The organism is Novosphingobium sp. MMS21-SN21R (assembly GCF_031846015.1).
Classification (GTDB): domain Bacteria; phylum Pseudomonadota; class Alphaproteobacteria; order Sphingomonadales; family Sphingomonadaceae; genus Novosphingobium.
Genome location: NZ_JAVRDU010000001.1, coordinates 2697111 through 2720850, shown reverse-complemented (window position 1 = coordinate 2720850; position 23740 = coordinate 2697111). Strand labels below are relative to the sequence as shown.

General features: G+C 63.1%; 26 protein-coding genes. 6 read left to right on the top strand and 20 right to left on the bottom strand.

All coding sequences use genetic code 11. The annotated features are described in order from the left end of the window. Positions 1-33: 33 nt before the first annotated feature. Together RM192_RS13070 and RM192_RS13065 are read right to left on the bottom strand one after the other, a co-directional pair. Positions 34-468 (bottom strand): hypothetical protein, encoded by a 435-nt coding sequence (locus RM192_RS13070; protein ID WP_311508000.1) that lies wholly within the window; start codon positions 466-468, stop codon positions 34-36. A 79-nt stretch (positions 469-547) separates the two neighbouring features. After that, on the bottom strand, positions 548-2215 hold the full coding sequence (locus RM192_RS13065; protein ID WP_311507999.1) for an NAD+ synthase: 1668 nt from the start codon (positions 2213-2215) through the stop codon (positions 548-550). Positions 2216-2316: 101 nt separating this feature from the next. Between RM192_RS13065 and RM192_RS13060 the strand changes: the two genes are divergently transcribed. After that, positions 2317-3252: a ribose-phosphate pyrophosphokinase gene (locus RM192_RS13060; protein WP_311507998.1), complete on the top strand. Its 936-nt coding sequence runs from the start codon at positions 2317-2319 to the stop codon at positions 3250-3252. Here the strand turns inward: RM192_RS13060 and RM192_RS13055 are convergent. Then, positions 3249-3611, bottom strand: coding sequence for a hypothetical protein (locus RM192_RS13055; RefSeq protein ID WP_311507997.1), 363 nt, complete (start codon positions 3609-3611; stop codon positions 3249-3251). The two genes, RM192_RS13060 and RM192_RS13055, sit on opposite strands and share 4 nt — an antisense overlap. A 44-nt stretch (positions 3612-3655) precedes the next feature. Further along, positions 3656-4600, bottom strand: coding sequence for a helix-turn-helix domain-containing protein (locus RM192_RS13050; protein WP_311507996.1), 945 nt, complete (start codon positions 4598-4600; stop codon positions 3656-3658). Positions 4601-4780: 180 nt separating this feature from the next. On the opposite strand from RM192_RS13050, the gene RM192_RS13045 reads away from it, so the two are divergent. Then, positions 4781-5560 carry an inositol monophosphatase family protein gene (locus tag RM192_RS13045; RefSeq protein ID WP_311507995.1) on the top strand — a complete coding sequence of 260 codons (780 nt, stop codon included), beginning with the start codon at positions 4781-4783 and terminating at the stop codon, positions 5558-5560. Next, positions 5557-6021, top strand: coding sequence for a gamma-glutamylcyclotransferase family protein (locus RM192_RS13040; protein WP_311507994.1), 465 nt, complete (start codon positions 5557-5559; stop codon positions 6019-6021). Before RM192_RS13045 ends, RM192_RS13040 begins: the two co-directional genes overlap by 4 nt. Here the strand turns inward: RM192_RS13040 and RM192_RS13035 are convergent. The 12 genes from RM192_RS13035 to RM192_RS12980 all read right to left on the bottom strand — a co-directional run bounded on the left by RM192_RS13035 (position 6007) and on the right by RM192_RS12980 (position 14890). Then, positions 6007-6408, bottom strand: coding sequence for a hypothetical protein (locus RM192_RS13035; protein ID WP_311507993.1), 402 nt, complete (start codon positions 6406-6408; stop codon positions 6007-6009). The two genes, RM192_RS13040 and RM192_RS13035, sit on opposite strands and share 15 nt — an antisense overlap. Beyond that, positions 6405-7286 carry a LysR substrate-binding domain-containing protein gene (locus RM192_RS13030; RefSeq protein ID WP_311507992.1) on the bottom strand — a complete coding sequence of 294 codons (882 nt, stop codon included), beginning with the start codon at positions 7284-7286 and terminating at the stop codon, positions 6405-6407. Before RM192_RS13030 ends, RM192_RS13035 begins: the two co-directional genes overlap by 4 nt. 9 nt (positions 7287-7295) lie before the next feature. Then, positions 7296-8249 (bottom strand): hemolysin family protein, encoded by a 954-nt coding sequence (locus RM192_RS13025; protein ID WP_311507991.1) that lies wholly within the window; start codon positions 8247-8249, stop codon positions 7296-7298. 20 nt (positions 8250-8269) lie between these two features. Next, the gene (gene ybeY, locus RM192_RS13020) at positions 8270-8773 is read right to left on the bottom strand and encodes an rRNA maturation RNase YbeY (RefSeq protein WP_311507990.1); all 504 of its coding nucleotides are present in this window, start codon (positions 8771-8773) and stop codon (positions 8270-8272) included. Next, positions 8770-9807 (bottom strand): PhoH family protein, encoded by a 1038-nt coding sequence (locus RM192_RS13015; protein ID WP_311507989.1) that lies wholly within the window; start codon positions 9805-9807, stop codon positions 8770-8772. Before RM192_RS13015 ends, ybeY begins: the two co-directional genes overlap by 4 nt. A 107-nt stretch (positions 9808-9914) precedes the next feature. Beyond that, entirely contained in the window at positions 9915-11258 is a 1344-nt protein-coding gene (miaB, locus tag RM192_RS13010; protein WP_311508631.1) for a tRNA (N6-isopentenyl adenosine(37)-C2)-methylthiotransferase MiaB, read from the bottom strand. Positions 11259-11279: 21 nt separating this feature from the next. Further along, positions 11280-12053, bottom strand: coding sequence for a lysophospholipid acyltransferase family protein (locus tag RM192_RS13005; protein WP_311507988.1), 774 nt, complete (start codon positions 12051-12053; stop codon positions 11280-11282). After that, entirely contained in the window at positions 12037-12459 is a 423-nt protein-coding gene (locus tag RM192_RS13000; protein ID WP_311507987.1) for a Fur family transcriptional regulator, read from the bottom strand. The genes RM192_RS13005 and RM192_RS13000 overlap by 17 nt, the downstream gene beginning before the upstream one ends. A gap of 114 nt (positions 12460-12573) precedes the next feature. After that, positions 12574-13014, bottom strand: a complete 441-nt coding sequence (locus RM192_RS12995) for a MucR family transcriptional regulator (protein ID WP_311507986.1) — start codon at positions 13012-13014, stop codon at positions 12574-12576. A gap of 153 nt (positions 13015-13167) precedes the next feature. Next, entirely contained in the window at positions 13168-13656 is a 489-nt protein-coding gene (locus tag RM192_RS12990; protein WP_311507985.1) for a GNAT family N-acetyltransferase, read from the bottom strand. Positions 13657-13675: 19 nt separating this feature from the next. Next, positions 13676-14293 carry a tRNA (adenosine(37)-N6)-threonylcarbamoyltransferase complex dimerization subunit type 1 TsaB gene (tsaB, locus tag RM192_RS12985; protein ID WP_311507984.1) on the bottom strand — a complete coding sequence of 206 codons (618 nt, stop codon included), beginning with the start codon at positions 14291-14293 and terminating at the stop codon, positions 13676-13678. A gap of 18 nt (positions 14294-14311) precedes the next feature. Then, a complete protein-coding gene (locus tag RM192_RS12980; RefSeq protein ID WP_311507983.1) occupies positions 14312-14890 on the bottom strand; it encodes a NifU family protein in 579 nt (192 codons plus the stop codon). 138 nt (positions 14891-15028) lie between these two features. On the opposite strand from RM192_RS12980, the gene RM192_RS12975 reads away from it, so the two are divergent. Continuing rightward, positions 15029-15577: an FKBP-type peptidyl-prolyl cis-trans isomerase gene (locus RM192_RS12975; RefSeq protein ID WP_311507982.1), complete on the top strand. Its 549-nt coding sequence runs from the start codon at positions 15029-15031 to the stop codon at positions 15575-15577. Positions 15578-15625: 48 nt separating this feature from the next. Next, entirely contained in the window at positions 15626-18502 is a 2877-nt protein-coding gene (locus RM192_RS12970) for an insulinase family protein (RefSeq protein ID WP_311507981.1), read from the top strand. Positions 18503-18509: 7 nt separating this feature from the next. On the opposite strand, the gene RM192_RS12965 is transcribed toward RM192_RS12970, so the two are convergent. From RM192_RS12965 to RM192_RS12955, 3 genes are read right to left on the bottom strand one after another with little or no spacing between them, the layout of a single operon-like run. Continuing rightward, positions 18510-19160, bottom strand: coding sequence for a pilus assembly protein TadE (locus tag RM192_RS12965; RefSeq protein ID WP_311507980.1), 651 nt, complete (start codon positions 19158-19160; stop codon positions 18510-18512). Beyond that, positions 19157-19741 carry a pilus assembly protein gene (locus RM192_RS12960; protein WP_311507978.1) on the bottom strand — a complete coding sequence of 195 codons (585 nt, stop codon included), beginning with the start codon at positions 19739-19741 and terminating at the stop codon, positions 19157-19159. The genes RM192_RS12965 and RM192_RS12960 overlap by 4 nt, the downstream gene beginning before the upstream one ends. After that, positions 19738-21681: a pilus assembly protein TadG-related protein gene (locus RM192_RS12955; RefSeq protein WP_311507977.1), complete on the bottom strand. Its 1944-nt coding sequence runs from the start codon at positions 21679-21681 to the stop codon at positions 19738-19740. Before RM192_RS12955 ends, RM192_RS12960 begins: the two co-directional genes overlap by 4 nt. A 242-nt stretch (positions 21682-21923) precedes the next feature. Here RM192_RS12955 and RM192_RS12950 point away from each other — a divergent pair, with 242 nt between their 5' ends. Next, positions 21924-23297 carry a class II 3-deoxy-7-phosphoheptulonate synthase gene (locus RM192_RS12950; RefSeq protein WP_311507976.1) on the top strand — a complete coding sequence of 458 codons (1374 nt, stop codon included), beginning with the start codon at positions 21924-21926 and terminating at the stop codon, positions 23295-23297. 50 nt (positions 23298-23347) lie between these two features. Here RM192_RS12950 and RM192_RS12945 read toward each other — a convergent pair whose 3' ends face one another. Further along, entirely contained in the window at positions 23348-23731 is a 384-nt protein-coding gene (locus tag RM192_RS12945; protein WP_311507975.1) for a reverse transcriptase-like protein, read from the bottom strand. Between the last annotated feature and the right edge of the window lie 9 nt (positions 23732-23740).

Genomic DNA, 23740 nt, shown 5'->3' with positions numbered 1-23740 from the left:
CCTAACGCGGTGCCAGTCTCAGGGAAAGGGCGTTCAAGGGGAAGGGAGCAGTGCTACCGCATGAACCGTCGCTTCAAAAAGCGCAGCATGCCGGTCGGCTCGCACGAACCCATCAGCGACATCGGAAAAGCCCGCGCGGTCGGCAGACAGTGCTTTGCGGACAAGCGCCGAGAGGGTTGCCTCGTCAGGCGTCATGGACAGGCAGCATGGCCGATTGACCATGAACGGTTCGGGCCAGACGCGCTTGATGGTCTGGACGAGGCCGTGGACTGCGCAGGCTGCCTCAATGCTGTGGTAGCGCCGGGCGAGGTCGGGCACGGGATCGCACGCGGCCGCGTCGAACATGGCGCAGAGCCGCATTGCCATGGTCATGTGCAACCCGGTCAAGGTCAGGGCGCGCACATCCTGTGGGCGGGCAAGGCTGTCTATCAGCGCGGAAAAACGGGTGTTTGAATGGCCTGAGGGCATCGCGAAAACCTTTCCTGCGAACGATTCGCAAGTTAGGGCGATTGCTCGGAGCGGTCAATGCGAATCGTTCGCAATAAGGTCAGCCGGTGCGGAAACCGTGGGTCATCGGGTAGCGACGGTCACGTCCGTAGTTGCGCGCGCCCAGCTTTACCCCCGGCGGCGCTTGCCGCCGCTTGTATTCGGCCACATGGAGCAGCCGCTCTACCCTGACCACGGTGGCGCGGTCGAACCCTTCCGCCACGATCTGGTCAACGCTCTGCTCATGCTCGACAAGGCCGAGCAGGATCGCATCGAGAACATCATAAGGCGGCAGCGAATCCGAATCCTTCTGGTCGGGGCGCAGTTCGGCGCTGGGAGGCTTGGTGATGATCCGTTCGGGCATGACCGGGCCGTCCGGACCAAGTCCGATCTTCGGGCGCTTGATGTTGCGCCAGGTCGACAGGGCGAACACGGTGGTTTTGTAGGCGTCCTTCAGCGGATTGTACCCGCCGTTCATGTCGCCATAGATCGTGGCGTAGCCGACGCTCATCTCGCTCTTGTTGCCGGTGGTCACCAGCATCGGCCCGAACTTGTTCGAGAGCGCCATCAGCGTGACGCCGCGAATGCGCGACTGGATGTTTTCCTCGGTAAGGTCCGGCTGGCGCCCGGCGAATACCGGCGCGAGCATTTCACCAAAGCCCAATACGGCAGGATTGATCGGCACGGTATCCAGCTTCACGCCAAGCATCTTGGCGCAGCCCTCGGCATCGTCGAGGCTTTCCTGGCTGGTGTAGATGCTCGGCATCATCACGCACCAAACCCTGTCTGCGCCCAGCGCATCGACCGCGATGGCCGCGCAGATCGCGGAATCGATCCCACCCGACAGCCCAAGCACCACGCCGGGGAAGCGGTTCTTGTTCACGTAATCGCGCAGTGCCAGAACCATCGCGCAATAGATGTCTTCGGGATGCTCGGCGAGATCGTGGACTTCGCCCGCCTCGCAGCGCCAGCGGTGGCCCGTGCCGAATTCCGAGCGCGTCCACACCGTTGTGATGATCGATTCTTCCCAGTCAGGCATCTGCACCCACAGTGCGCCTTCGGGGCCGACGACGAAGCTTGCGCCGTCGAAAACGATCTCGTCCTGCCCGCCCACGCGGTTGAGGTAGACCAGCGGAATGCCGGTATCGATCGCGCGGCGCTTGGCCACACCGTCGATGCGCAGCACGTCCTTGTCGATCTCGTAAGGACTTCCATTGACGCAGATGAAGATTTCCGCGCCGAGTTCGGCGAGGTGACGGCAGACGTCGGGTTGCCAGATATCCTCGCAGATCGGCAGGCCCAGCATCGCGCCCTTGAACAGCACCGGCTCGGGCAGGGGGCCGGGCATGAAATAGCGCTTTTCGTCGAACGTGCCGTAATTTGGCAGTTCGTACTTGAAGCGCGTGGCGGCAATGCGTCCGCCTTCGAGCAGCGCCACGCCGTTATGCAGCGCGCCGTCACGCACGAACACCGAGCCCACCAGCATCGCCGGTCCGCCGTCTGCGGTCACTTCGGCCAGCTTCTGCAATTCTGCCGCCGCGCGTTGCACCAGCGCGGGCTTCATGATCAGGTCTTCAGGCGGATAGCCGATCAGTTGCAACTCGGGAAAGACGATCAGATCGGCGTCCTTCGCCTTTTCGCGCGCAGCGAGCATCGCGGCGGCGTTGGCGGCAAGGTCGCCCACGGATTGATTGAGCTGGGCGAGGGTGATCCGGATCGTATCTGCCATGTCCGTTCACTAGGCGGCAAAGGGTGTGGCCTGCAAGAGTTGCAAACCTGTCATCATGGTCTAATGCGCAGGCGGGGATCGAATCCGAGGGAATCGCACGCATGAAGATCATGGCCGGCAACTCAAATCTGCCGCTCGCTCGCGCCATTTCGGCTTATCTCGAAGTGCCGTTGACCGACGCCAGCGTGCGCCGCTTTGCCGACGAGGAAGTTTTCGTGGAAATCCACGAGAACGTGCGCGGTGAGGACGTGTTCGTGGTCCAGTCGACCAGCTACCCGGCAAACGACAATCTTCTTGAGCTGCTGATCTGCATCGACGCGCTGCGCCGCGCCTCGGCCAAGCGCATCACGGCAGTCGTCCCCTATTTCGGCTATGCCCGCCAAGACCGGAAGCCCGGTCCGCGCACACCGATTTCGGCCAAGCTGGTGTCGAACCTGATCACCACCGCAGGGGCCGACCGCGTCCTTGCGGTCGATCTGCACGCAGGCCAGATCCAGGGCTTCTTCGATATCCCGACCGACAATCTGTTCGCCGCTCCGGTCATGGCGGCGGATATCCAGACGCGTTACGGCACGCAGGAACTGATGGTCGTTTCGCCCGACGTCGGCGGCGTGGTCCGCGCCCGCGCTCTGGCGAAGCGCCTCAACAATGCGCCGCTGGCCATTGTCGACAAGCGCCGTGATCGTCCCGGCCAGTCCGAAGTGATGAACATCATCGGCGACGTGAAAGGCCGCATGTGCATCCTGATCGACGATATCATCGATTCGGGCGGCACGTTGTGCAACGCGGCGCAGGCGCTGCTCGATGCCGGCGCAGCTGGCGTTTCGGCCTATATCACCCACGGCGTGCTGTCGGGCGGTGCGGTTGCCCGCGTGGCAGGATCGGCGCTCAAGGAACTGGTGATCACCGACACGATCATGCCGACCGAGGCGACCGCGACCTGCGACCGCATCCGTGTGCTCACCATCGCTCCGCTGATCGGTGAGGCGGTGCGCCGCATTGCCGACGAAAGCTCGGTTTCGAGCCTTTTCGATTAATCCTCGGCGGCTGGTGGTTTTGCCGTCAGCCTTAGTCGTTCAAGCCATGCGCGGGCCTGCTTCGGCTCGCCCACAGCGTGCGCGCCGGGCTTGCCGCGGGCGGCCATGAATTCGTCGTGGAGCGTGAAGGGTTCCATGAACAGCGTCTCGCGCGCTTCAGCGATTTGGTCGGCGATATCCTGCAGGCCATCGATCACCGGCTGGGTTGCGGCGCGCATGATCTTGTCGGCGTTGTGATCAAACAGGCCCCACTTGCCCGCTGCCGTCACCTGCAGCGCTTCGATCAGCGCTTCAGTGTAGTCCGCTTCCAGTTCGGAGCGGCGCTTGTCGAGACGTTCGAGACGATCAGCTCTTGCCATGGACTTGCCCTAGGCGGCGCGCCTCGCTGGTGCAACCGCTCCGCTCATTCCCACGGCTTGATCCCGCCCGGAGCGAGGCGCTGAATGATCTCAAGGCGCCGGGTCTGGCGTGTTTCCAGCCCCAGAGTCATCAGCGGTTGCGGCTGTTCGACGAACTGGCGCGGGCTCATTCCGAACATGGCGCTGAACTCGCGGATGAGGTGGCTCTGGTCATAAAAGCGCAGCGCGAGCGCTTCGGCCTCGTCCTGATCGGCCACGCCGCGCAAGTGGCTGGCCATATCGAGCGCGCGGGCGCGGCGCAGCACCTGCTTGGGTGTCATCCCGAAATCGCGCCGCACGATGCGTTCGAGGCGGCGCTGGTCCACACCGAGATCTTGCGCGAGCTGGGCCACGGTTACCGTCGGATCGGCAAAGGCTGCCGCTTCGACGCGCGCTGAAATCGGCTCGGGCTCGCGCACGGCGCGGTCCGCGATCAGCTTGCGCATCGCCTCTTCCATCGCCAGCGTCCACTCCTCGGGGGTGGCTTCGGGATCGAACATGCCCAACCAGCGCTCTTCGGGCATTCCCAGATTTGCAAACGTCGTCAGCCGGTCGGTCAGGCCATGGACGTCGGGACCGTTGAGTGCGTGGCATGCACCCGGCTTCAGAAACACGCCCGCGCTGGTAAAGCTGCCGGTGACAGCTATCGGCATGCGCCGCGAATGGGGGCCGAACAGCAGGGCGGCGCGCTCAGACGTCTGGACCCCATCGGCCGTCTCGGCCTCCCACTTGCCGCGCAGTTGGATACGCACGCAGGCAAAATCGGACAGCAGGCCACACGACAGCCGTCGCTCGGGCGGCATATCGACAATGGTCACATAGAATCGTCCGACCCAGCGTTCCAGATCGGGGGCAGGAGCGCGGCTATAGGAGATGGGTTGACCGTCACGGGTTGCCCCATTGGGCGAGACTATCGACCGGTCGACCGCCGGTCTGCTATTGCGACTCATCGATGCGCCCCCTGAACAATCAGTGCAGCCGACCTAGCGATATTGCGCATTATCGTCTGTGCTGATCGTCACCCCATATCTAATGTTGCACGTGGCTGCCTGTCCAACGCCAATTTCTCGGCGCCAAATTCTCAGGCTGCGCCTTGACCGCCGCCCCCGGGGGCGGGCACAGGCATTCCCATGAAACTTGAAAACGACATCGCTCTCGCCATGCGCCTTGCCGATGCGGCGGCGGCGGCAATCCGCCCGCATTTCCGTACTGTTGCTGCCGAGCGGAAGGGCGACGCCACGCCAGTTACGCTGGCAGACCGCGAAGCCGAGGAGGTGATGCGCCGCATCCTTACCGCCGAAGTCCCACGCGACACTATCATCGGTGAGGAATTCGGCTCCACAGCGGGCACGTCCGGGCGGAGCTGGGTGCTCGACCCAATCGACGGCACGGCGGGTTTTCTTGCGGGACGGCCGATCTTCGGCACGCTGATCGCGCTGCTGGTCGAGGGTTTTCCAGTGCTGGGCGTGCTCGATCAGCCGATCACCGGCGAGCGCTGGGTCGGCGCGGCTGGCATGGCGACGACACTTAACGGCAAGCCAGTGCGAACGCGCCCGTGCCGTGAACTGTCCGAGGCGACGCTTGCCACCACCGGGCCGCATTATTTTGACGATCACGACGGTGCGCATTTCATGGGTCTGGCTGCGAAAACGGATCATAAGCGCATGGTCATGGGGGGCGATTGCTACAATTACGCGATGCTTGCCACAGGACAGCTCGACGTGGTGTGCGAGGCAGGACTCAAGCTGCATGACTGGGCGGCGCTGGTCCCCATTGTCGAGGGCGCGGGCGGCACGATGGCTGACTGGAACGGCGATCCGCTGCACGCAGGCTCCGACGGCCATGTCATCGCGCTGGGCGACCCAGCGCGGCTGGAAGACGTGGTCGAGGCGATTGCCTGCGCGCATTGACAGCGCCGATGGGCGGGCGCTGGTTCTTCTTTTACGGCACCCTCACGCAGGATCATGACAATGCGCTGACGCGCGCCATCCTGCCGCTGCTTGTGCGCAGACAGCGGGCATTCGTGCGCGGACGCCTGCTTGCAGTGCGCTCGCCGCAGGGCTGGTATCCGGTGCTGTGCGCGGGGAGCGGGTGGGTTGCCGGACGGCTGTACCGGGCTGGACCTCGCTTTGCCGCGCGGCATTTGCGGTTGCTTGACGCCTATGAAGAATGGGACCGGCACCGCCCCGCACGCTCGGAATACCGACGTTTGAACCTGCGTGTGCGGGTCGCTGGTGGGGGCACGGTCACAGCGCAGGCCTATCGCCACAACCGAGCAGCGCACGCCGGGCTTGGCGTCATCCCAGACGGTGATTTCGGTGCTTTCGTCGCGCGCCGAGGGCTGCGCGCCTTTCGTTCAGCGCAGAAGTAATTCGGCCTCGGTCAGTTCGACCACCGGAACTTCCCATGGATGCGCGGCCATAAGCGCAGCCAGAGCATCATCGATATCGGCACCGGCTGGTGCATAGGTCTTGAGGATTACGGTTGGGGAAAGCGCGGTTGCGCCAGCAGCGCCGAGCGTCGGCTCGGCATCGGCAGTGGGCGTGAAGCTTTCCCAGCCCAGGCCGATTTCAGTGACGCCGTGATAAAGTCCGAAGTCGCCCAGCGCATTGTCGGCGCGGATAATACCCAGCATGGTGGCGGCAGTGGGGTCGCGCTCAAGCGCTCCGCCATCACCGGCCAGCATTGCGGCCAGCGTTTCAGGCGCGACCGGGCAGTGAACTTTCACCACCGTAACCCGGCGGCGGGCCACGCTCACAGACCGGCCTTCAGCATCCAGTCATGGAACAGGCGCACCGGGCGGGATTGCAGCGCACGCGGGCGGCAAACGAACCAGTAGGAATAAGGGCTGTCGACATCGATATCGAACAGCCGCGCGAGCCTTGGGTCATGGCTGCGCAAGTAGTGATCGTCGTGCATGATCGCGATGCCGAGGCCTTGCGCGGCGGCTTCGAGAATCAACTGGCCCGAATCGAAATGGTCAATGGCGGCAGGCTCAAGCTTTTCGAGATGCAGCGCCTTCTTCCACGCCTCGAAGCTCATCGGCAGGTCGTTATGGACAAGGAACGTCTGCTTCGAAAGCTTGGCCATGTCCGGGCGTTCGCCCAGTTCCTCGGCCAGAGCGACCGAAGTGATGGCGTGGACGCGGTTGTGATCGAGCCGCACCGAATGGAGCGCCGCGTCCGGTCCTTCGGACAGGACGATGGCTGCGTCGATCGTATCGCCCAGCTTGGTTTCGGCCGCATGGCCTGAATCGATGTCGATGTGCAATTGCGGGTGCAGCTTGCGCAATTCGCCGAGGCGCGGGAACAGGCGCTGGCTACCGAACAGCGGCAGCACGCCCAGGCGCAGCCGCATGACCTTGCCGGTATCGATCAGGCGGTCCACCCGGTCGGCCATTTCGTCGATCAACGGGGCAACCGCATCGTAAAGCTGCTGGCCTTCTTCGGTCAGCTTCAAGGCCTGATGCTTGCGCTCGAACATAGGCTTGCCGACGAACTCTTCCAGCGCGCCCAACCGGCGTGACAGGGCCGAAGGGCTGAGGGCAAGCTCCGCCGCAGCCGTCTTGGCCGACCCTGCGCGCACGACGCGAATGAACGCCTCGAGCGAACGCAGTGGGGGCAGGCGGCGGATCATCGGTAATTCCTATTCCTCATCAACAACGTCGGTTTTCGGCGCGTGAAGCCGGATGGAGGTCAGGCGGCGCTCGTCCCCCCCTGTCACTTCCAGCCGCCAGCCGCTGGCATGTTCAAGCACGCGTCCGACAGGCGGAACTTCACCTGCGAGGACCACCGCCAACCCGCCGAGCGTATCCACATCTTCCTCGACTTCCGCAAGTCGGGGATCAACCGTTTCCGCGACGTCTTCAAGTTCGGCCCGCGCATCGGCTTCCCATGTGTCAGGATCAATACGGCGGATCAGCTCCTCTGGTGCATCATCGTGTTCGTCCTCGATCTCGCCGATTATCTCCTCGACCAGATCCTCGATGGTGATGATGCCATCGGTGCCCGAATACTCGTCGATCACCACTGCAAGATGGGTACGGCGGCTGCGCATGTCCGCCAATACGTCAAGCGCGCCCCGCGCCTGCGGCACGAACAGCGGCTGGCGCATCAGTGTGGTCCAGTCCTTGGGCGGCAACTTGCCCGAAAGGGTCATGCCCGCCACGCTGACGAAGACGTCCTTCACGTGAATCATCCCGATGATCTCGTCGAGCGATTCGCCATAGACCGGCATGCGGCTGTGGCCATGTTCGGCAAATGCCGCGACCAGTTCCTCGAACGTGGCCGAGGCAGGCACGGCGATAATCTGTCCGCGCGGGATCGCCACGTCGTCCGCGTCGTGTTCACTGAAATGGAGCAGGTTGCGCAGCATCTGGCGCTCAAGCGGCACCAGATCGCCGTTTCCGGCGTTTGCAGGGTGGGTTTCGCCCTCATGCTCGTCAATCGCTTCCTCGATCTGGGCGCGGAGCGACTGGTCGTGGTCCGGTCCTCGGAAGAAGACCCTGATCGCGCGCCACAGCGCGCGCCATAATGCGGGACTGCTACTGTCTGCGTCTCCCGACCGGCTCTCGCCGGTGGAGTCATTGCCCTCGGGCACTACCTGGAACTCCCCAATGTTCAGTCTTCGACCGCATATGGGTCGGCGATGCCCATCAGCGCAAGCGCCTTCCGCTCCAGATTTTCCATTTCCTCCGCTTCGGCCTCGCCCAGCTCGTGGTCATAGCCCGCAAGATGGAGCAGCCCATGCACAACCAGGTGGCTCGCATGAACCTCAACCGACACGCCTTTTTCCGCAGCCTCGCGCGTGCAAACGCCGTGCGCCAGGATCATGTCCCCCAGCATCCCCGGCGCACCTTCATCTGTTGCCGCGCGAAGCACTTCGTCGCGGCTGAGCATCGGGAACGACAGGACATTGGTCGGCTTGTCCTTGGCGCGCCACTGCTTGTTCAAGGCGTGGACTTCCTCGTCATCGGCCATGACCAGACTGACCAGCAGATTGTCATGCGCCAATTCGGGCACGATCTGTGCCGCCGCCTCGGCAGCCCGATTGGCCAGCGACTCCCAGTCGGTTGCATCGCCCCACACCGGGTCGATATCCATTTCAAGGATCGGTGCGGTCACGCGTCCTTGCCTTCGTAGGCCTCGACGATACGTCCGACGATCGGGTGGCGGACAACGTCGGCGATGTTGAACCGCACCGTTGCGATGCCTTCAACGCCTTCGAGGCGCTGTACCGCGTCGTTCAGGCCGCTCGCGGTGACGCCGCCGGGAAGGTCGGTCTGCTTGGGATCGCCGCAGACCACCATGCGGCTGTTCTGGCCAAAACGGGTGAGGAACATCTTCATCTGCATCGGCGTGGTGTTCTGCGCCTCGTCGAGAATGACGAAAGCATCGGCCAGCGTGCGGCCGCGCATGAAGGCGATCGGCGCAATTTCGATTTCGCCGCTGGCGATGCGCCGCTCGACCTGTTCGGGCGGCATGCAATCATATAGCGCATCGTAAAGCGGGCGCAGATAGGGGTCGACCTTTTCCTTCATATCGCCGGGCAGGAACCCGAGCCGCTCGCCCGCTTCCACCGCCGGGCGCGACAGGATCAACCGCTGGACCGAGCCGGAAATCAGCTGCGCGACGGCTTGCGCCACGGCGACATATGTCTTGCCGGTGCCTGCTGGCCCTAGCGCGAAGATCACGTCATTGGAAATGAGCGCCTTCATGTATTCGATCTGAGTGGGGCTGCGCGGGACGATGGTCTTCTTGCGCGTGCGGATCATGATTGGCGGAGCGCCGCCCGGCATGCCGCTGATGATACCTTCCAGCGTTGGCTCAACGCTCATCGCGATCAGCGATTCGACTGCGCCTGCATCAAGATCCTGCCCGGTAAGCAGCCGCTGGTGCATACCTTTCAGCACATCGCGGGCACGGGCGACGGAATCGTCAGGGCCTTCGATCAGGACGCGGTTGCCGCGCGCCGATATGTAAACTCCCAACCGGTTCTCGATCAGTACGAGATTGGTGTCGAACTGGCCGAACAGGGCGCCAAGCACGGTCTGTTCATCGAATTCGACTTCGACCCGGGCGCGCCGATGTTGATCGGGGCGGTGTGTTTCCGGGCGATGATGCGCCTCATCATGGGCGCGGGGGAGTTTTCGGGCCATGCTCTCCTTTCAGGTAAGGGGCCTGTCCTTGAGAATAGGTGCGGATGTTACGCGCGCAAGGCAGGGCAGCCCGAAAAGGTGCCAGAAGCCGTTTATTCCACAGGGATTTAGAGGAGGTGGCCTGAAAGCGAGTTTGGCCCGGCTTCGATCAGCTCCACGTCCACCAGATCGCCGATCGCAAGGTCTGCGGTGAAATGCACCGATTGCAGCCACGGCGACTTGCCCAACCACTGACCGGGGAGCTTGCCCTTGCGTTCGACCAGCACCGAACAGCGCTTGCCCACACTGGCCAAGTTGAACGCCAGCGAATCGCGCTGCAGTGCGGCTTGAAGCCGTTGCAGGCGTTGGTCCATGATCTCGGGGGCAACGTGATCGTCCATCGTTGCGGCGGGCGTGCCGGGGCGGGCGGAATACTTGAAGCTGAACGCCTGCGCATAGCCGACGGCATCGACCAGTTGCAGCGTTTCTTCGAATTCCGCATCAGTCTCGCCGGGGAATCCGACGATGAAATCGCCTGAGAGCGCAATGTCCGGACGCACTGCTCGAACGCGTTCGAGCACGCGTAAGTAGCTCTCCGCGCTGTGGCTGCGGTTCATTGCTTTCAGCACGCGGTCGCTGCCTGCCTGGACCGGCAAGTGCAGGAACGGCATCAGCTTGTCGATTTCGCCGTGGGCTTCGATCAGGCCCTCGGTCATGTCGTTGGGGTGGCTGGTGGTATAGCGGATGCGCTGCAGGTCCGGTTCGGCGGCGAGCGCTCGGATCAGCGCCTCAAGCCCGATCTCGCGGCCCTTGTCGTCCTGCGATGCCCAGGCATTCACATTCTGGCCGAGCAGTGTGATCTCGCGCGCACCGCCTGCCACCAGTAGCTTGGCCTCTTCAACAAGGTCACTGAATGGCCGCGATATTTCAGCGCCGCGTGTGTATGGAACTACGCAGTAGGTGCAGAACTTGTCGCAGCCTTCCTGCACGGTGAGGAATGCGCTCGGCGCCGATTTGCGGCGCTTGGGCAGGGCTGCAAACTTGGCCTCGGCGGGCATGTCGGTCTCGGTCGCGCGGCCACCGGCGGCGGCGCGCGCCACCATTTCGGGCAAGTGGTGGTACGATTGCGGTCCAACCACGACCTGTACGCTGGGTGCGCGGGCCATGATTTCATCGCCCTCGGCCTGAGCCACGCATCCCGCTACCGCGATCATGGGGGCGGTGCCGACAGGACCATCCCAGTTTTTCGCAATCCTGCCGATGTCGGAATAAACTTTTTCGGTCGCCCTTTCGCGGATGTGACAGGTGTTGAGCACGACGAGGTCGGCGCTGCCGTTGCTGTCCACCGCGGTCATCCCCTGCGCGGCGAGCAGTTCAGCCATGCGCTCGCCGTCATAGACGTTCATCTGGCAGCCGAAGCTCTTGACGTGAAAGGTTTTGGGGGACGTGGGCGCGGACATGGCCGGGCCGATACGGGATTTGCTCGCGTTTGGCTACCGGTTGCGCGTCATGGCTTCGAGGATGCGGGCACGCGCGGCGGCGGCCATGGTCTTGCGGCCGGCCGATTCCTCTGCCGTCAGCGGCGCGAGGAAATGCACGGTGACCGGCTGGCGGCCGCGCCGTGCAAGGATCTTGAGGAAATTGTCCATGCCCGGCTCTTCGCCGACCCACGCCATCGCGGCCACATCCGGACCATAGTCGAGCCAGACTGGCTGGAGGGCGATGCCGGGCGGCGGGGGATCGAGCGCAGAGAGCAGCGACGACTTGAACGGCAGCAGAGCGGAGCCGTCGCTCGTCGTGCCTTCGGGAAAGACGGTCAGCGCGCCGGTATCGCTCAGCGCAGCGCGCACCGCTTCAACCTGGGAGTGGACCGACCGGCGCTCATGCCGCGCGACGAAGACGGTGTCGTTCATGTCGCAGAGCCATTTGAGCGCGCCGTGGTCCGCCAGCCCCGAATGCGCGACGAAGGCGCTGCCGGTGACGCCGGAGATAACCGGAATGTCGAGCCAACTCACGTGGTTGGCGAGGAAAAACGCGCCTTTGGGGGCAGGCTGGCCCAAGGTCCGCACGCGGGCGCCGGCAATCCATGCGATGCCGCCGAGGAAATGGCGGGGCCAGGGATTGTGCAGGCGCAACCCGCGCCAGATATAGTAGAGCGGAACGCAGGCCAGCAACAGCAAGAGCATGGCGGCAATCCGCGCACCGATGCGCAAACGCCCTGCCAGCGAATAACCGGCGTGGCCGATGCTGTCAGCCGTCGCGTTCAAGCTTGACGCCGTACAGTTCCATGCGGTGATCGACGAGGCGATAGCCCAGCTTCTCGGCGATCTGGCGCTGGAGCTGTTCGAGTTCGGGGTCGACGAATTCGATGACCTTGCCGGTTTCGACATCGATCAGGTGGTCGTGATGCGCCTCGGGCGTTGCTTCATAACGGGCGCGGCCATCGCCGAAATCGTGACGGTCGAGAATGCCCGCTTCCTCGAACAGGCGAACGGTGCGGTAGACCGTGGCGATCGAGATGCGCGGATCGATCGAGGAGGCACGCTCGTGCAGTTTCTCGACGTCGGGGTGGTCCTCGCTTTCCGAGAGGACGCGCGCGATCGTGCGCCGCTGGTCGGTGATGCGCAGGCCGCGTTCGGCGCAGAGGGCTTCGATGTCGATGGCCTGGTGCACTGGAATTCCGTCAGAAAGATTGCGGCGAAAAGAAATCGGCCCGCCGATCTATAGAGCGGCGGGCCAAATCTTCAACAGCGCGCAATACGATTGCGCGACTGACAAGTGTGCCGATCAGGCAGCAGCGGGCTTGCGGCCGCGCTTGGGCGCAGGCTTGCGGCCAAGGCCGATCTTCTTGGCCAGTTCGCGGCGCTTTTCCGCATAGGCCGGAGCGACCATCGGATAGTCAGCCGGCAGGTTCCAGCGTGCGCGATACTGATCAGGAGTCAGGTTGTAGCGCGTGGCAAGATGGCGCTTGAGCATCTTGAGCTTCTTGCCGTCTTCGAGGCAGACGATGTGATCGTTCTTGATCGACGAGCGGATCGAAACAGCAGGTTCTGGCATCACTTCGACGACGGGCGCAGGCTTTTCGAGATTTGCCAGCGCAGTGTAGACGTTGGTGATCAGCGTCGGCAGGTCGCTGACCGAGACGCTGTTGTTGCTCACATGAGCAGCGACGATGTCGGAAGCGAGCGTGATCAGGGTTTCACGCATGTCATTTTGCATATCAGTCATTGCGAACCGGCCTTTGTTGTGCGCTCGTCTGGAGCATATTGGCATTTGAAGATTAAATTGGTGATCCAGATCACCTTTTATAGTTTTGCGTAGAAAGACACAACCATATCCGACAATTTTTTCGAATCCCGTGAAAGGGTCGGCAAAGCTTAGTTAAGTATTTGCGCGATGATCGAAGGTCAGTTCCTGACTGAGCGCGTCGATCCTGTACCCTTCCGCAGTGCGGTAGTATGCCGGGCGCACGCCGATTTCACGGAAGCCATGGGCCGCGTAGAGATAGCCGGCCGGGTTGTCGCGGCGCATTTCGAGGAACACGCGGGCCATGCCGCTCGCTCGCGCTTCGGAAATGAACCGCCCGAGCAGTTGATGACCAAGTCCTTTCAGACGATACTTTGGTGCAATTGCGAAGAGGAGTAGTTCTTCTTCGTCGAGAACGCTCCGACCCAAGAAAAAACCTGCTGTATCAGTATCGTATTCGAAATGGTCCGAGCCGTCCGGTGCGATAAGCCCATAGCGGCAGTTGCCGACCAGCAGGGCGTCGCCAACCTGCCGCCTGTTCCACGCTTCGCCATAGGCTGGGGGAAAGGCGCATTCCATTACGGACATGATCCGGTCGATGTCGTCGGGCGGAGGCGCGCTCATCGTCGAATCGTTGCCGAGGTCAGGCAGCCGTTGGCAGCCGCGCGTCCGGCGCGCGGCCATAGCTGGGGCGGGGATCGTCGTGGAGGGCGGAAGCTGAGAGCAGCATCAGACGCTGCGCATCGGGGCGCAGGTCCAGTGCCCGGGTGCCCGGGCGGGCCTGTGCAATTGCTGCGCTCTGGCTTCCCGCAATTACAGGCGCGGACGAACGCGCGATGGCTTCGGCGGGGGGCAGGGAAACGAGCGGAGCCAGCGGTGTTCCATCTGCAGCAAACGGCTGGAAAAACCATTCGCCGTGCCCACCGGTCATGCAGACGTCGACTGCGGTACCTGGACTTTCGGCGTTGGCCATGGCCGCTACGAGAGCGAGGCTTTCATAGCCTTCGAGCCGCGCGCCCCACGCCATTGCCAGCGCGCGGGCCGCGGCGAGTCCGACGCGAATGCCGGTAAAACTGCCGGGGCCGACATCGACGGCAATGACGTCGGCACGGCCTTGATCGGGAAGAGCGGCAATCATCGGCACAAGGCGTTCGGCATGGCCGCGTCCGAGCGTCAGGCACTCCCCTGCGATCAGGACACCATCTTCAATCAGCGCGACCGAGCAACTTTCCGTTGCGCTGTCGATGACCAGCCTGCGCATCGGGTCAGGCCCGCAGGGTCATGCAGCGCGCACTTCGCTGACTTCGGGAACGTAATGCTTGAGCAGGCTCTCGATGCCGTTCTTGAGCGTAGCCGACGACGATGGGCAGCCCGAGCAGGCGCCCTGCATCTGCAGATAGACCACGCCTTCGCGGAATCCGCGATAGATGATGTCGCCGCCATCGTTGGCAACGGCCGGGCGGACGCGCGTTTCGATCAGGTCCTTGATCTGTTCGATCACGTCGGCATCGGCAGGGTCATCGCTGAAATCGTCGTCCGCTTCGGCCGGGACCGCAATGCCGCCAGCGGTGCCGGGCGTGAACAGCGGGGCCTGCGCCACGAAGTGATCGAGCAGGAGCGAAAGAACCTGCGGCTTGAGGCTGGACCATTCCACGCCGGGGGCGGCGGTGACGGAAACGAAATCGCGCCCGAAGAACACGCCGGTCACATCGCCGAGGTCAAACAGCGCCTGCGCAAGCGGGGAAACTTCCGCTGCTTCGGGCGAAGTGAACTCGCGCGTGCCGGATGCCATGACCTGTTCTCCGGGGAGAAACTTGAGCGTGGCGGGATTGGGCGTGGTTTCGGTCTCGATGAACATGATTCGCATGTAGGCGCGCCACGGGCAGGGTCAAGTGGATCAAAGACGTGGATTCTGGCCGTGCAGCCGCGTTTTTTCCGGATAATTCCAACTTTGGGCGCATGGTGCGCGGCGGCGGTTGCGCTTATGCTAGGGGCCATGACGATCAGTCCCATGGCGCTTTGCCGCATCGCCCCTCTCCTCGCTCTCGCCGCCGGTGTGCCAGTCAGTGCGGCCACGCCTGCCAAAGTGGCGAAGCCGCCGGTGCCTTCCGCGCAGGCGATACCCTTGCCGCTCAACCCGATAGTCAGTGCGGGCCAGCGGCTGTGCAGCGCGACTGTCCCCAGCGGCCTCGGCACGATGTTGCTAAATCCTGCCGAGGGCGCAAAGCCTGCCAAGGCTGATTTCGTACTGGTCAACTACATCGGTTACCTTACTGCCACCGGCGCGGTGTTCGATCAGGGCATGCAGGCGGCTTTCCCGGTTGAAGGCGTCATCCCCGGCTTTTCCGAAGGCCTGCAGATGATGACCAAGGGCAGCACCTGGCGCTTCTGCGTGCCAGCCGCACTTGGCTATGGAGATCAGGTTTCGGGGCCAATCCCCGCGAATTCAGACCTCGTTTTCCAGGTGGAACTGGTCGATTTCAAGACATCCGCCGAAGTCGAGGCGATGCGCGCGGCGCAAGGGGCACAACAAGGGCAGCAATAACAGGCCTATTCACTGGTCCTTAATCCCAAGGCTACCTATAGTCGGGCAATGCATTTCCCAGAAAAGCGCGCCCGGCGCCTTGGCCTTCTCCTTCCCCTCCTGCTGCTCAGCGCGGCCCCCCTTGATGCCCGCGCCCCGGCCAAAGCTGACGTGCCATGGCTCTACAAGGGGTCGGATGTTCCGCAGGACAAGGCCTGGACCTTCGGTGTCCTGTCCAACGGCATCCGCTATGCCGTCCGCCACAACGGCGTGCCGCCCGAACAGGTCTCAATCCGCGTGCTGGTGGATGCAGGCTCGATGTACGAGACCGAGCCGCAGCGCGGCTATGCCCATCTGATCGAGCACCTCACCTTCCGCGAATCGAAATATCTCAAGGAAGGTGAGACGATCCCGACCTGGCAGCGGCTGGGGGCAACTTTCGGGAGCGACACCAATGCCGAGACCAGCCCGACGCAGACGGTCTACAAGCTCGATATTCCCAATGCGACGAGCGATAAGCTCGACGAGACGTTCAAGCTGCTCTCGGGCATGGTCACCGCACCGATCTTCACCGATCATGGTGTAAAGACCGAAGTGCCGATCGTCCTTGCCGAAATGCGCGAGCGGACAAGCCCGCAATCGCGCGTGCTTGATCAGACGCGCGACCTGTTCTTCAAGAACCAGTTGCTCGCCTCGCGCAATCCCATCGGCACGGTGCAGACGCTCGAGGCGGCCAACGCGGCGGCGGTCAGCGCGTTCCATGCGAAGTGGTACCGTCCGGACAACACCGTGATCGTGGTGGCGGGTGATGCCGATCCGGCAGCACTGGTCGCGCGGATCGAGCAATGGTTCGGCGGCTGGAAAGCCGCGGGCAAGAAGCCGGTGCAGCCCGACTTCGGCAAGCCCGTCGCGCCTGCGGGGCTCGATCCGAAGAACCCGGTGGGCGAGGCCAAGGTGCTGGTCGAGCCGGACCTGCCGCGCATCGTCAACTGGGCGATCTTGCGGCCATGGTCGAAGGTGAACGATACGATTGTCTACAATCAGGGGCTGATGGTTGACCGGCTGGCGCTGGCGTTGATCAACCGCCGGCTTGAAGGCCGGGCGCGCGGCGGCGGCAGTTATCTTGTGGCTTCTGTCGACGAGATGAAGCAGGAGCTTTCGCGGTCTGCCGATGCGACCATCGTGACGGTGACGCCGCTGGGCGATGATTGGAAAAGCGCTGTGACCGATGTGCGTTCGGTCATCGCCGATGCGCTCGCCACACCGCCCTCGCAGGCAGAGATCGACCGCGAGGTTGCCGAGTTCGAAGTGGCGTTCAAGGTCGGCGTGGAAACGCAATCGACCATCGCCGGATCGAAGGCGGCGGACGATGTCGTCAATGCCGTCGATATCCGCGAGACGGTGGCCAATCCCGACACGGTCTATGGCATCTTCAGGGACTCGGTCCCGCTGTTCAAGCCCGAGGCTGTGCTGGCCAGCACGCGCAAGCTGTTCCAAGGCACGGTGATCCGGCCTCTGATGATCACCCCCAAGGCGGGCGAGGCGGACGATGCGGCATTGCGCATGGCGCTCACCCAGAAAGTTGATGCAGCCTCGGGCAGCCGCGTCGCCGCCAATACGCTCAAGTTTTCGGACCTGCCGCCGGTGGGAACGCCGGGCAGCGTTGCCAGCGCCCGCCCCATCGGGCTGTTGGGGATCGAGCAGATTGAGCTGTCGAACGGGGTCAAGGTCCTGCTCTGGCCCAACGACGCAGAGCCGGGGCGGATCATCGTCAAGGCACGGTTCGGTGGCGGCTATTCCGCGATTGCGCCGCAGGATGCGGTCTACGGACCAATCGGCGAAGCCGCGCTGATGGACAGCGGCATCGGCACGCTGGGGCGCGACGATCTTGATCGTCTGGCCACGGGCCGCAAGCTGAGCCTTGATTTCGATATCGACGACACGGCGTTCCGTCTTTCAGCCGATACGCGTCCTGCGGATCTGGAGGATCAACTCTACCTGATGGCGGCCAAGCTGGCGTCGCCACGCTGGGACCCCAATCCCGTGCTGCGCGCCAAGGCAGCGTCGAAGTTGCAGTACGAAAGCTATAATTCCTCGCCGATGGCCGTGCTCGGGCGTGACCTGACCTGGCTGCTGCGCGATGGCGATCCGCGTTATGCCACGCCAAATCCGGCGGAACTGGCCAAAGTAACGCCTGACGGCTTCCGCAAGGCTTGGGAGCCGCTGCTGGCGCAAGGCCCCATCGAGATCGACATGTTTGGCGATTTCAACCGCGAGCAAGCGCTGGCTTCGCTGGAGAAGACCTTCGGCGCGCTGCCGGCGCGGCCCGCCAGCACGGCACCCGCGCTTTCGCCCAATATCCCGGCGCACAATACCGAGCCGCTGGTGCTGACCCATCGCGGTGATCCGGGCCAGGCCGCAGCGGTCATGGCATGGCCGACGGGCGGCGGGCAGGCGGGGGTGCGCGAAAGCCGCCAGCTCGAAATCCTCGCCCAGATCTTCAACAACCGCCTGTTTGACGCGATGCGCGAGAAAGTCGGCGCAAGCTACGCGCCGCAAGTGGGATCAAGCTGGCCGCTCGACCTTCCCTCGGGCGGCTACATCGCTGCGACCGTGCAATTGCGACCGACCGATTTCGATACGTTCTTTGCGGCGGCAGACAAGATCGCGGCAGACCTTGCGGCCAGCCCGCCGAGTGCTGACGAGGTTGCGCGGGTTACCGAGCCGCTCAAGCAACTCATCACGCGGGCGAGCACCGGCAACGGCTTCTACATGTTCCAATTGGAAGGCGCGGCAAACGATCCGCGCAAGATCGCAGGGATCCGTACGATCCTGAGCGACTACAGCCAGACCACGCCCGAAAGGATGCAGGCGCTGGCCCAGCGCTACTTGCGCAGCGACAAGAGCTGGCGGTTGGAAGTCGTGCCGGAGAAATCTGCTCCCTGATCGGGGATCAGCAATTCGTGGATGGGTTGCTGTTGCTGATACCGGTGGTGAGATTGCGGTTGTCGCGCACTATGACGGCTGATTCTTCATGCATCGTGATTGGTTGGATGAACATCGTCCCGAACAGGCCCTTGTGCTTGTACCAGACCTCGGCGACCATGACTGCCGAGCCTGCTGGCGCGGTGATTTTCGTTTTGCCGATGGCAAGGCCTGACGCGATGGCGGACAGCGCGCTTCCGGTCAGATCGGGCTTGCCGTGCGCGGAATCCTTCTTGAGCGAGCCCATGCAGTGCTGCCAGTGGACGTATTGCTTGCCAGTCACGGCATGCGTCTCAAGGCTCGACAGGATCACCCGGCCATCACCGTTCAGACCGATATTCTTCCCCTCTTCAATCGCGCCTGTCAGCACAGAGACGATATCGGCTCCGGTAATGGTCGGCGTCACACCGCTGTTGTCGGTCTGGCCAAGGCGTGAGGCATTGTCGGCCAGCGCTACCGCGACCTGACTAGCCTCGAGTGCGGACGCGTTCATCCATGCGATTTCCGCGCCATACATGCCCAGGATCATGAACACCGGCAGGACCAGTGCGAACTCGATGGTTGAAACGGCCGTTCGGTTGCGCAAGACGGCGGCGATCTGGCGAACGTTCAAGGTCATGCACAGCTTCCTGCGCTCGAGCCGTATCCGGCCTGGGTTGCAAAGGGCTGGTTGCGGGTCACGGCTGTCGAGGACAGGGTGCGGTTGCTCCAGAGCTTGGGCAGGAACGGGACTTTGAACGCCGGCTCGAACGAGGCGTTTACGGTGTAGACCACCACGTCGCTCGCGCCGCCATCGCTGCCGGCCTTGCCCACATCCTCGTCCCACTGCGCATTGCGATTTTCGTCGGTATAGGTCTCGTTGTTGTCGCAATTTCCATTCTTGTTGGAATCGTTCCATTTTTCGGGACGCCCAATATCGGAAAAGTCGTAGTAGCTCTTGCGTGTGGTCGCGATGGTCACGCCCGGAAGGACGGGACGGATCATGTCGAGCACCATGGCATCGGCTTCCGAGGTGTTGCGGGTTTCCAGCGAGGATTCTCGGGCGGCCTTGCGCACCGCGCCCGCCAGAACAGACTTGCCGTAGACCATCTGGCCAACGTCCATGATGCCAAGCAGCAGCACCATGAACAACGGCACGACGATTGCGAACTCGACGATCGTTGCGCCTTCGCTGTCACAGCAGAGTGAGCGCTTCGTCATTGCACCACCCGCAGTTCACCCACCTGCTTGGCGATCGACTGGAAAGCGGCATCGAGCTGGCTGGCGTTGGCGGCAGTGAACGCACTCGAATCCGAGGCGCAGGTTTGCAACTGGCTGGTCATGGCCTGGGCAAAGGCTATGACCCAGATGCGGATACCCTTGGCCTTGACCGCATCGCATAGGGCCAGAAAGCGCGAATTGTGCCGCGCGGTGTCGTTGGTCACACCATCGTCCGTAACGCGGCGGTCGTGGTATTCGATGCCCCACGATGACTGGATCGAATAGCTTGGGGCCATTTCGCCATCGGTCATGAAGATCAGGTGGCGCGAGACTTCGCCGCCATTGTCGGGCGCTTCGCGCACGTTGGTCGACCACATGCCGTCAGGCGAGGCGAGGCGTGCCCCCCAGACCAAGCCGATATCGTGATACGTCCCGCCTTCGGGCGTCAGCGAATCTGCAAAGGCATAGTAGGCCGACTTGTTCATCGTCCCGAGAAGGCGTGCGGCGGTGGGGCAATAGGACGCCGCCAACTGCCCGGTGGGTGAGGGCATCGCGCTGTTCATATAGACCACGCCGCTGTAGGTCACCGTGCGGATATAGGCGACGTCGGGCCAAATCGGTGCCCATTTGGTGGCGTTCGTGCCATCGGGCGCAGCGTCGATTTCGAGGTCCTCAGCCCCGGCTGGGGTGAATCCGGTGATCGATGACCACGTGAAGGCATCTTCGGAAACGGTCGAGCGCTCTTCGATACAGCCTTTCCATGTTGAAGATTGCGCGGCGCCATTGGTGCCGGTGTTGGTCGAGACAGACTGGAACTGCTTGTACTGGCTCGTGTCGTAAGTGACCGGCCGGTATTCCCACTTATCGAACGTCTGGGTTGTCGTGTAGACCGGATTGGCCGTCGAGATTGTCGTGGTGACCGAATTGCGGGAACCGGTGCGTGACTGGATCTTGTAAAAAAGAATCTGCCAAGAGCACTGGTAAAAGGTCGCAGTCTGGGGCTGGGTCGTGACTGTGGTGACGACCTGCTGGCCTGAACCATTGATTGTCGTCGTCGAAGTGCTTGTCGCAGCTCCGCTATTTGCCCAGGCCGTGTCTGCAGGCTTGGCATTGTTGCATGCAGAAGACGAAAGATACGTGCTCGATCCGTAATTCGCCCATGATGAATAGGTCGGCGTGGTCGTCGTCGTCGCGGGCGAGCCAGTAGTCGGCGTGCCATAGCCGGTGAGCGTCTGGACCGATTTGTAGATCGGTTTGCGAGACTGGATCGTCCAACTGTCCACGAGGTAGTTTGGGTCCAGATCGACCAGCAACTGCCCGACGTTGACCGAAGAACTATAAGGCACGAAGCCGTAGCGCACGCGGCCATTGGTGCCCGACAGCGCCGTTTCTACCGTATCGTAAAAGTTCTTCATCGACGCGCGCAGCGCCTGAATGCGGGTCTGCGTGCTGCCCGACAATAGAGAGTTCATCGAGCCCGTGGTGTCGAGCACCATCATGATATCGCTGTTGCCCACGCCCATCGATGCGGTGCAGTCGCTGACCAGCTTCATGTCGCCATAGCCGAAGATCTGCATCATGATCGGCGGCAGATAGGTCGTGGCCAGCCCGTCAATCGTGCCGCCCTTGTCAGCCGAGGACGCAACGAACGTTGTGTCGATGGCGCCGAACCTGTCGGGGTTGAAGTTGGCGTTGAAGTAGCTTTGCGCCTGGGTGTTGGCGGTGGAATCAAAGCCCTTGGTCGTCACTGCCTTGCGCCCGGCCAGCACGCCTGCATCGCACGCCGCCTGAAGCTTTGTCTGAGCACGCCAGGCGCGGCTGATGTCGATCGCGCCGCCAAGCAACGCGGCCACTGCAAAGATTGCCATTGCCGCGAGCGGCAGGATGTTGCCCGAGCGATTGCGCAGGACTGCTGACAGGAGGCGGCGGCAAAGGAACATGGCGCTTGGGACAGGCTTCCGGACATGGCTAACGAGGCCACCTTTGAAACGGAACGGCTGGCGTGCCCGTCAGCGGATGGTCGAGGTTAACCTACCTGTCCGGAGGCCAAGCAACCGCTTATCGGGCCTAGTGGATTCCACTTATGCCGGAGGCCGCGCCGAATGATTGCGGCGCATGCAAGGCTTCCTTTGCAATTCTTGCGCCACCGCCTTATGGCCCCGCCTCTTGAAAGGAAGGCAAAGTGGCACAGAACTGGACTGCGGAATCATGGCGCGGATATGAGGGACGGCATCTGCCGACCTATCCGAATGCCGAAAAGCTGAACGAGGTCGAGAAGACCCTGACGAGCTTTCCGCCGCTGGTCTTTGCCGGCGAGGCGCGCGCGCTCAAGGCCGATCTGGCCCAAGTCGCTGCGGGCAAGGGTTTCCTGCTGCAGGGCGGGGACTGCGCCGAAAGCTTTGCCGAATTCCACCCCAACAACATCCGCGACACGTTCCGCGTGCTGCTGCAGATGGCGGTCGTGCTGACGTTCGCGAGCAAGCAGCCGGTGGTGAAAGTGGGCCGCATGGCCGGCCAGTTCGCCAAGCCGCGCTCGTCGCCGGTTGAAGTGATCGGCGGAGTCGAATTGCCGAGCTACCTTGGCGACAACATCAATGGCATCGATTTCACTCCGGAATCGCGCATTCCCGATCCCGAACGGATGCTGCGCGCCTATAGCCAGGCGGCGGCAACGCTGAACCTGCTGCGCGCGTTTTCGACCGGCGGCTATGCCAACTTGCGTCAGGTCCACCAGTGGACGCTCGACCATATCGGCAAGAGCGCATGGGCAACCAAGTTCAGCGAAATGGCCGACAAGATCGGCGAATCGCTCGACTTCATGGAAGCCTGCGGCGTCGATCCGCGCACTGTCCCGCAGCTGCAGGGAACCAGCTTCTACACCAGCCATGAAGCGCTGTTGCTGCCTTATGAAGAGGCGATGACCCGGCAGGATTCGCTCACCGGCGACTGGTACGATACGAGCGCGCACATGCTGTGGATCGGGGATCGCACCCGGTTCGAAGGTTCGGCGCATGTCGAATACCTGCGCGGCGTCGGCAATCCCATCGGCATGAAGTGCGGGCCGTCGCTGACGCCCGACGCGCTGCTCAAGATGCTCGACACGCTCAATCCAGGGCGTGAAGCCGGACGCATGACCCTGATCAGCCGCTTCGGGCATGACAAGGTCGAAGCCGGCTTGCCGCAGCTCGTCCGCGCGGTGCAGCGCGAAGGGCATCCGGTGGTCTGGTCGTGCGACCCGATGCACGGCAACGTGATCAAGGCCGACAACGGCTACAAGACCCGTCCGTTCGACCGCATCCTGTCCGAAGTGAAGGGTTTCTTCGCGGTCCACCGCGCCGAGGGCACCCACGCGGGCGGCATCCACATCGAGATGACCGGACAGGACGTCACCGAATGCACCGGCGGCGCCATCGCTATCACCCAGGAAGGCCTGGCCGACCGCTACCACACCCATTGCGACCCGCGCCTCAACGCGGCGCAGTCGATCGAACTGGCGTTCCTGCTGGCCGAAGCACTCAATGAAGAGCGCGCCGGAACCAAGGCGCAAGCTGCCTGATCAACCCCCAGCCCCTCCCGCGAGCGGGAGGGGCTGGGGTGGGCGCTCCGCTACCGCCCGTGCCGCGCGGCCAACGCAATTCCCGCAAGGTTCTGCGTGCGCTTGATCCAGCGGATGCGCGCAGGCGGATTTGCTGCGGTAAGCGCCGAGAACCGCTCAAAATGCGCCTTGTCATCCATTGACCGGCTGCGCGCTGCCCCCGTCGCCTGCGCAATCACGTTTCGGCTGTCACCCACCAGCTCAAACTGCGTTTCACCCAACTTTTGCGCGATTTCGAGCGCGTGGATCAGCGCCAGCCACTCGGCATCGCCGTTGTTCCCGTGGCCGAGATCGTCGCGGATATGCGTAACGCCGCGCACCACCGCGGCCACTTCGACCGGGCCGGGGTTGGGGCGGCAACCGCCGTCGAAATAAATCCTGAGCCGACGCGACATGGTGCGGCT

What these genes read in the sequence shown, in the direction of transcription:
- RM192_RS13070 (WP_311508000.1), bottom strand. Translation starts at nt 468, where the DNA reads ATGCCCTCAGGCCATTCAAACACCCGTTTTTCCGCGCTGATAGACAGC.
- RM192_RS13065 (WP_311507999.1), bottom strand. Translation starts at nt 2,215, where the DNA reads ATGGCAGATACGATCCGGATCACCCTCGCCCAGCTCAATCAATCCGTG.
- RM192_RS13060 (WP_311507998.1), top strand. Translation starts at nt 2,317, where the DNA reads ATGAAGATCATGGCCGGCAACTCAAATCTGCCGCTCGCTCGCGCCATT.
- RM192_RS13055 (WP_311507997.1), bottom strand. Translation starts at nt 3,611, where the DNA reads ATGGCAAGAGCTGATCGTCTCGAACGTCTCGACAAGCGCCGCTCCGAA.
- RM192_RS13050 (WP_311507996.1), bottom strand. Translation starts at nt 4,600, where the DNA reads ATGAGTCGCAATAGCAGACCGGCGGTCGACCGGTCGATAGTCTCGCCC.
- RM192_RS13045 (WP_311507995.1), top strand. Translation starts at nt 4,781, where the DNA reads ATGAAACTTGAAAACGACATCGCTCTCGCCATGCGCCTTGCCGATGCG.
- RM192_RS13030 (WP_311507992.1), bottom strand. Translation starts at nt 7,286, where the DNA reads ATGATCCGCCGCCTGCCCCCACTGCGTTCGCTCGAGGCGTTCATTCGC.
- RM192_RS13015 (WP_311507989.1), bottom strand. Translation starts at nt 9,807, where the DNA reads ATGGCCCGAAAACTCCCCCGCGCCCATGATGAGGCGCATCATCGCCCG.
- RM192_RS12995 (WP_311507986.1), bottom strand. Translation starts at nt 13,014, where the DNA reads ATGACTGATATGCAAAATGACATGCGTGAAACCCTGATCACGCTCGCT.
- RM192_RS12990 (WP_311507985.1), bottom strand. Translation starts at nt 13,656, where the DNA reads ATGAGCGCGCCTCCGCCCGACGACATCGACCGGATCATGTCCGTAATG.
- tsaB (WP_311507984.1), bottom strand. Translation starts at nt 14,293, where the DNA reads ATGCGCAGGCTGGTCATCGACAGCGCAACGGAAAGTTGCTCGGTCGCG.
- RM192_RS12980 (WP_311507983.1), bottom strand. Translation starts at nt 14,890, where the DNA reads ATGTTCATCGAGACCGAAACCACGCCCAATCCCGCCACGCTCAAGTTT.
- RM192_RS12975 (WP_311507982.1), top strand. Translation starts at nt 15,029, where the DNA reads ATGACGATCAGTCCCATGGCGCTTTGCCGCATCGCCCCTCTCCTCGCT.
- RM192_RS12970 (WP_311507981.1), top strand. Translation starts at nt 15,626, where the DNA reads ATGCATTTCCCAGAAAAGCGCGCCCGGCGCCTTGGCCTTCTCCTTCCC.
- RM192_RS12965 (WP_311507980.1), bottom strand. Translation starts at nt 19,160, where the DNA reads ATGACCTTGAACGTTCGCCAGATCGCCGCCGTCTTGCGCAACCGAACG.
- RM192_RS12960 (WP_311507978.1), bottom strand. Translation starts at nt 19,741, where the DNA reads ATGACGAAGCGCTCACTCTGCTGTGACAGCGAAGGCGCAACGATCGTC.
- RM192_RS12955 (WP_311507977.1), bottom strand. Translation starts at nt 21,681, where the DNA reads ATGTTCCTTTGCCGCCGCCTCCTGTCAGCAGTCCTGCGCAATCGCTCG.
- RM192_RS12945 (WP_311507975.1), bottom strand. Translation starts at nt 23,731, where the DNA reads ATGTCGCGTCGGCTCAGGATTTATTTCGACGGCGGTTGCCGCCCCAAC.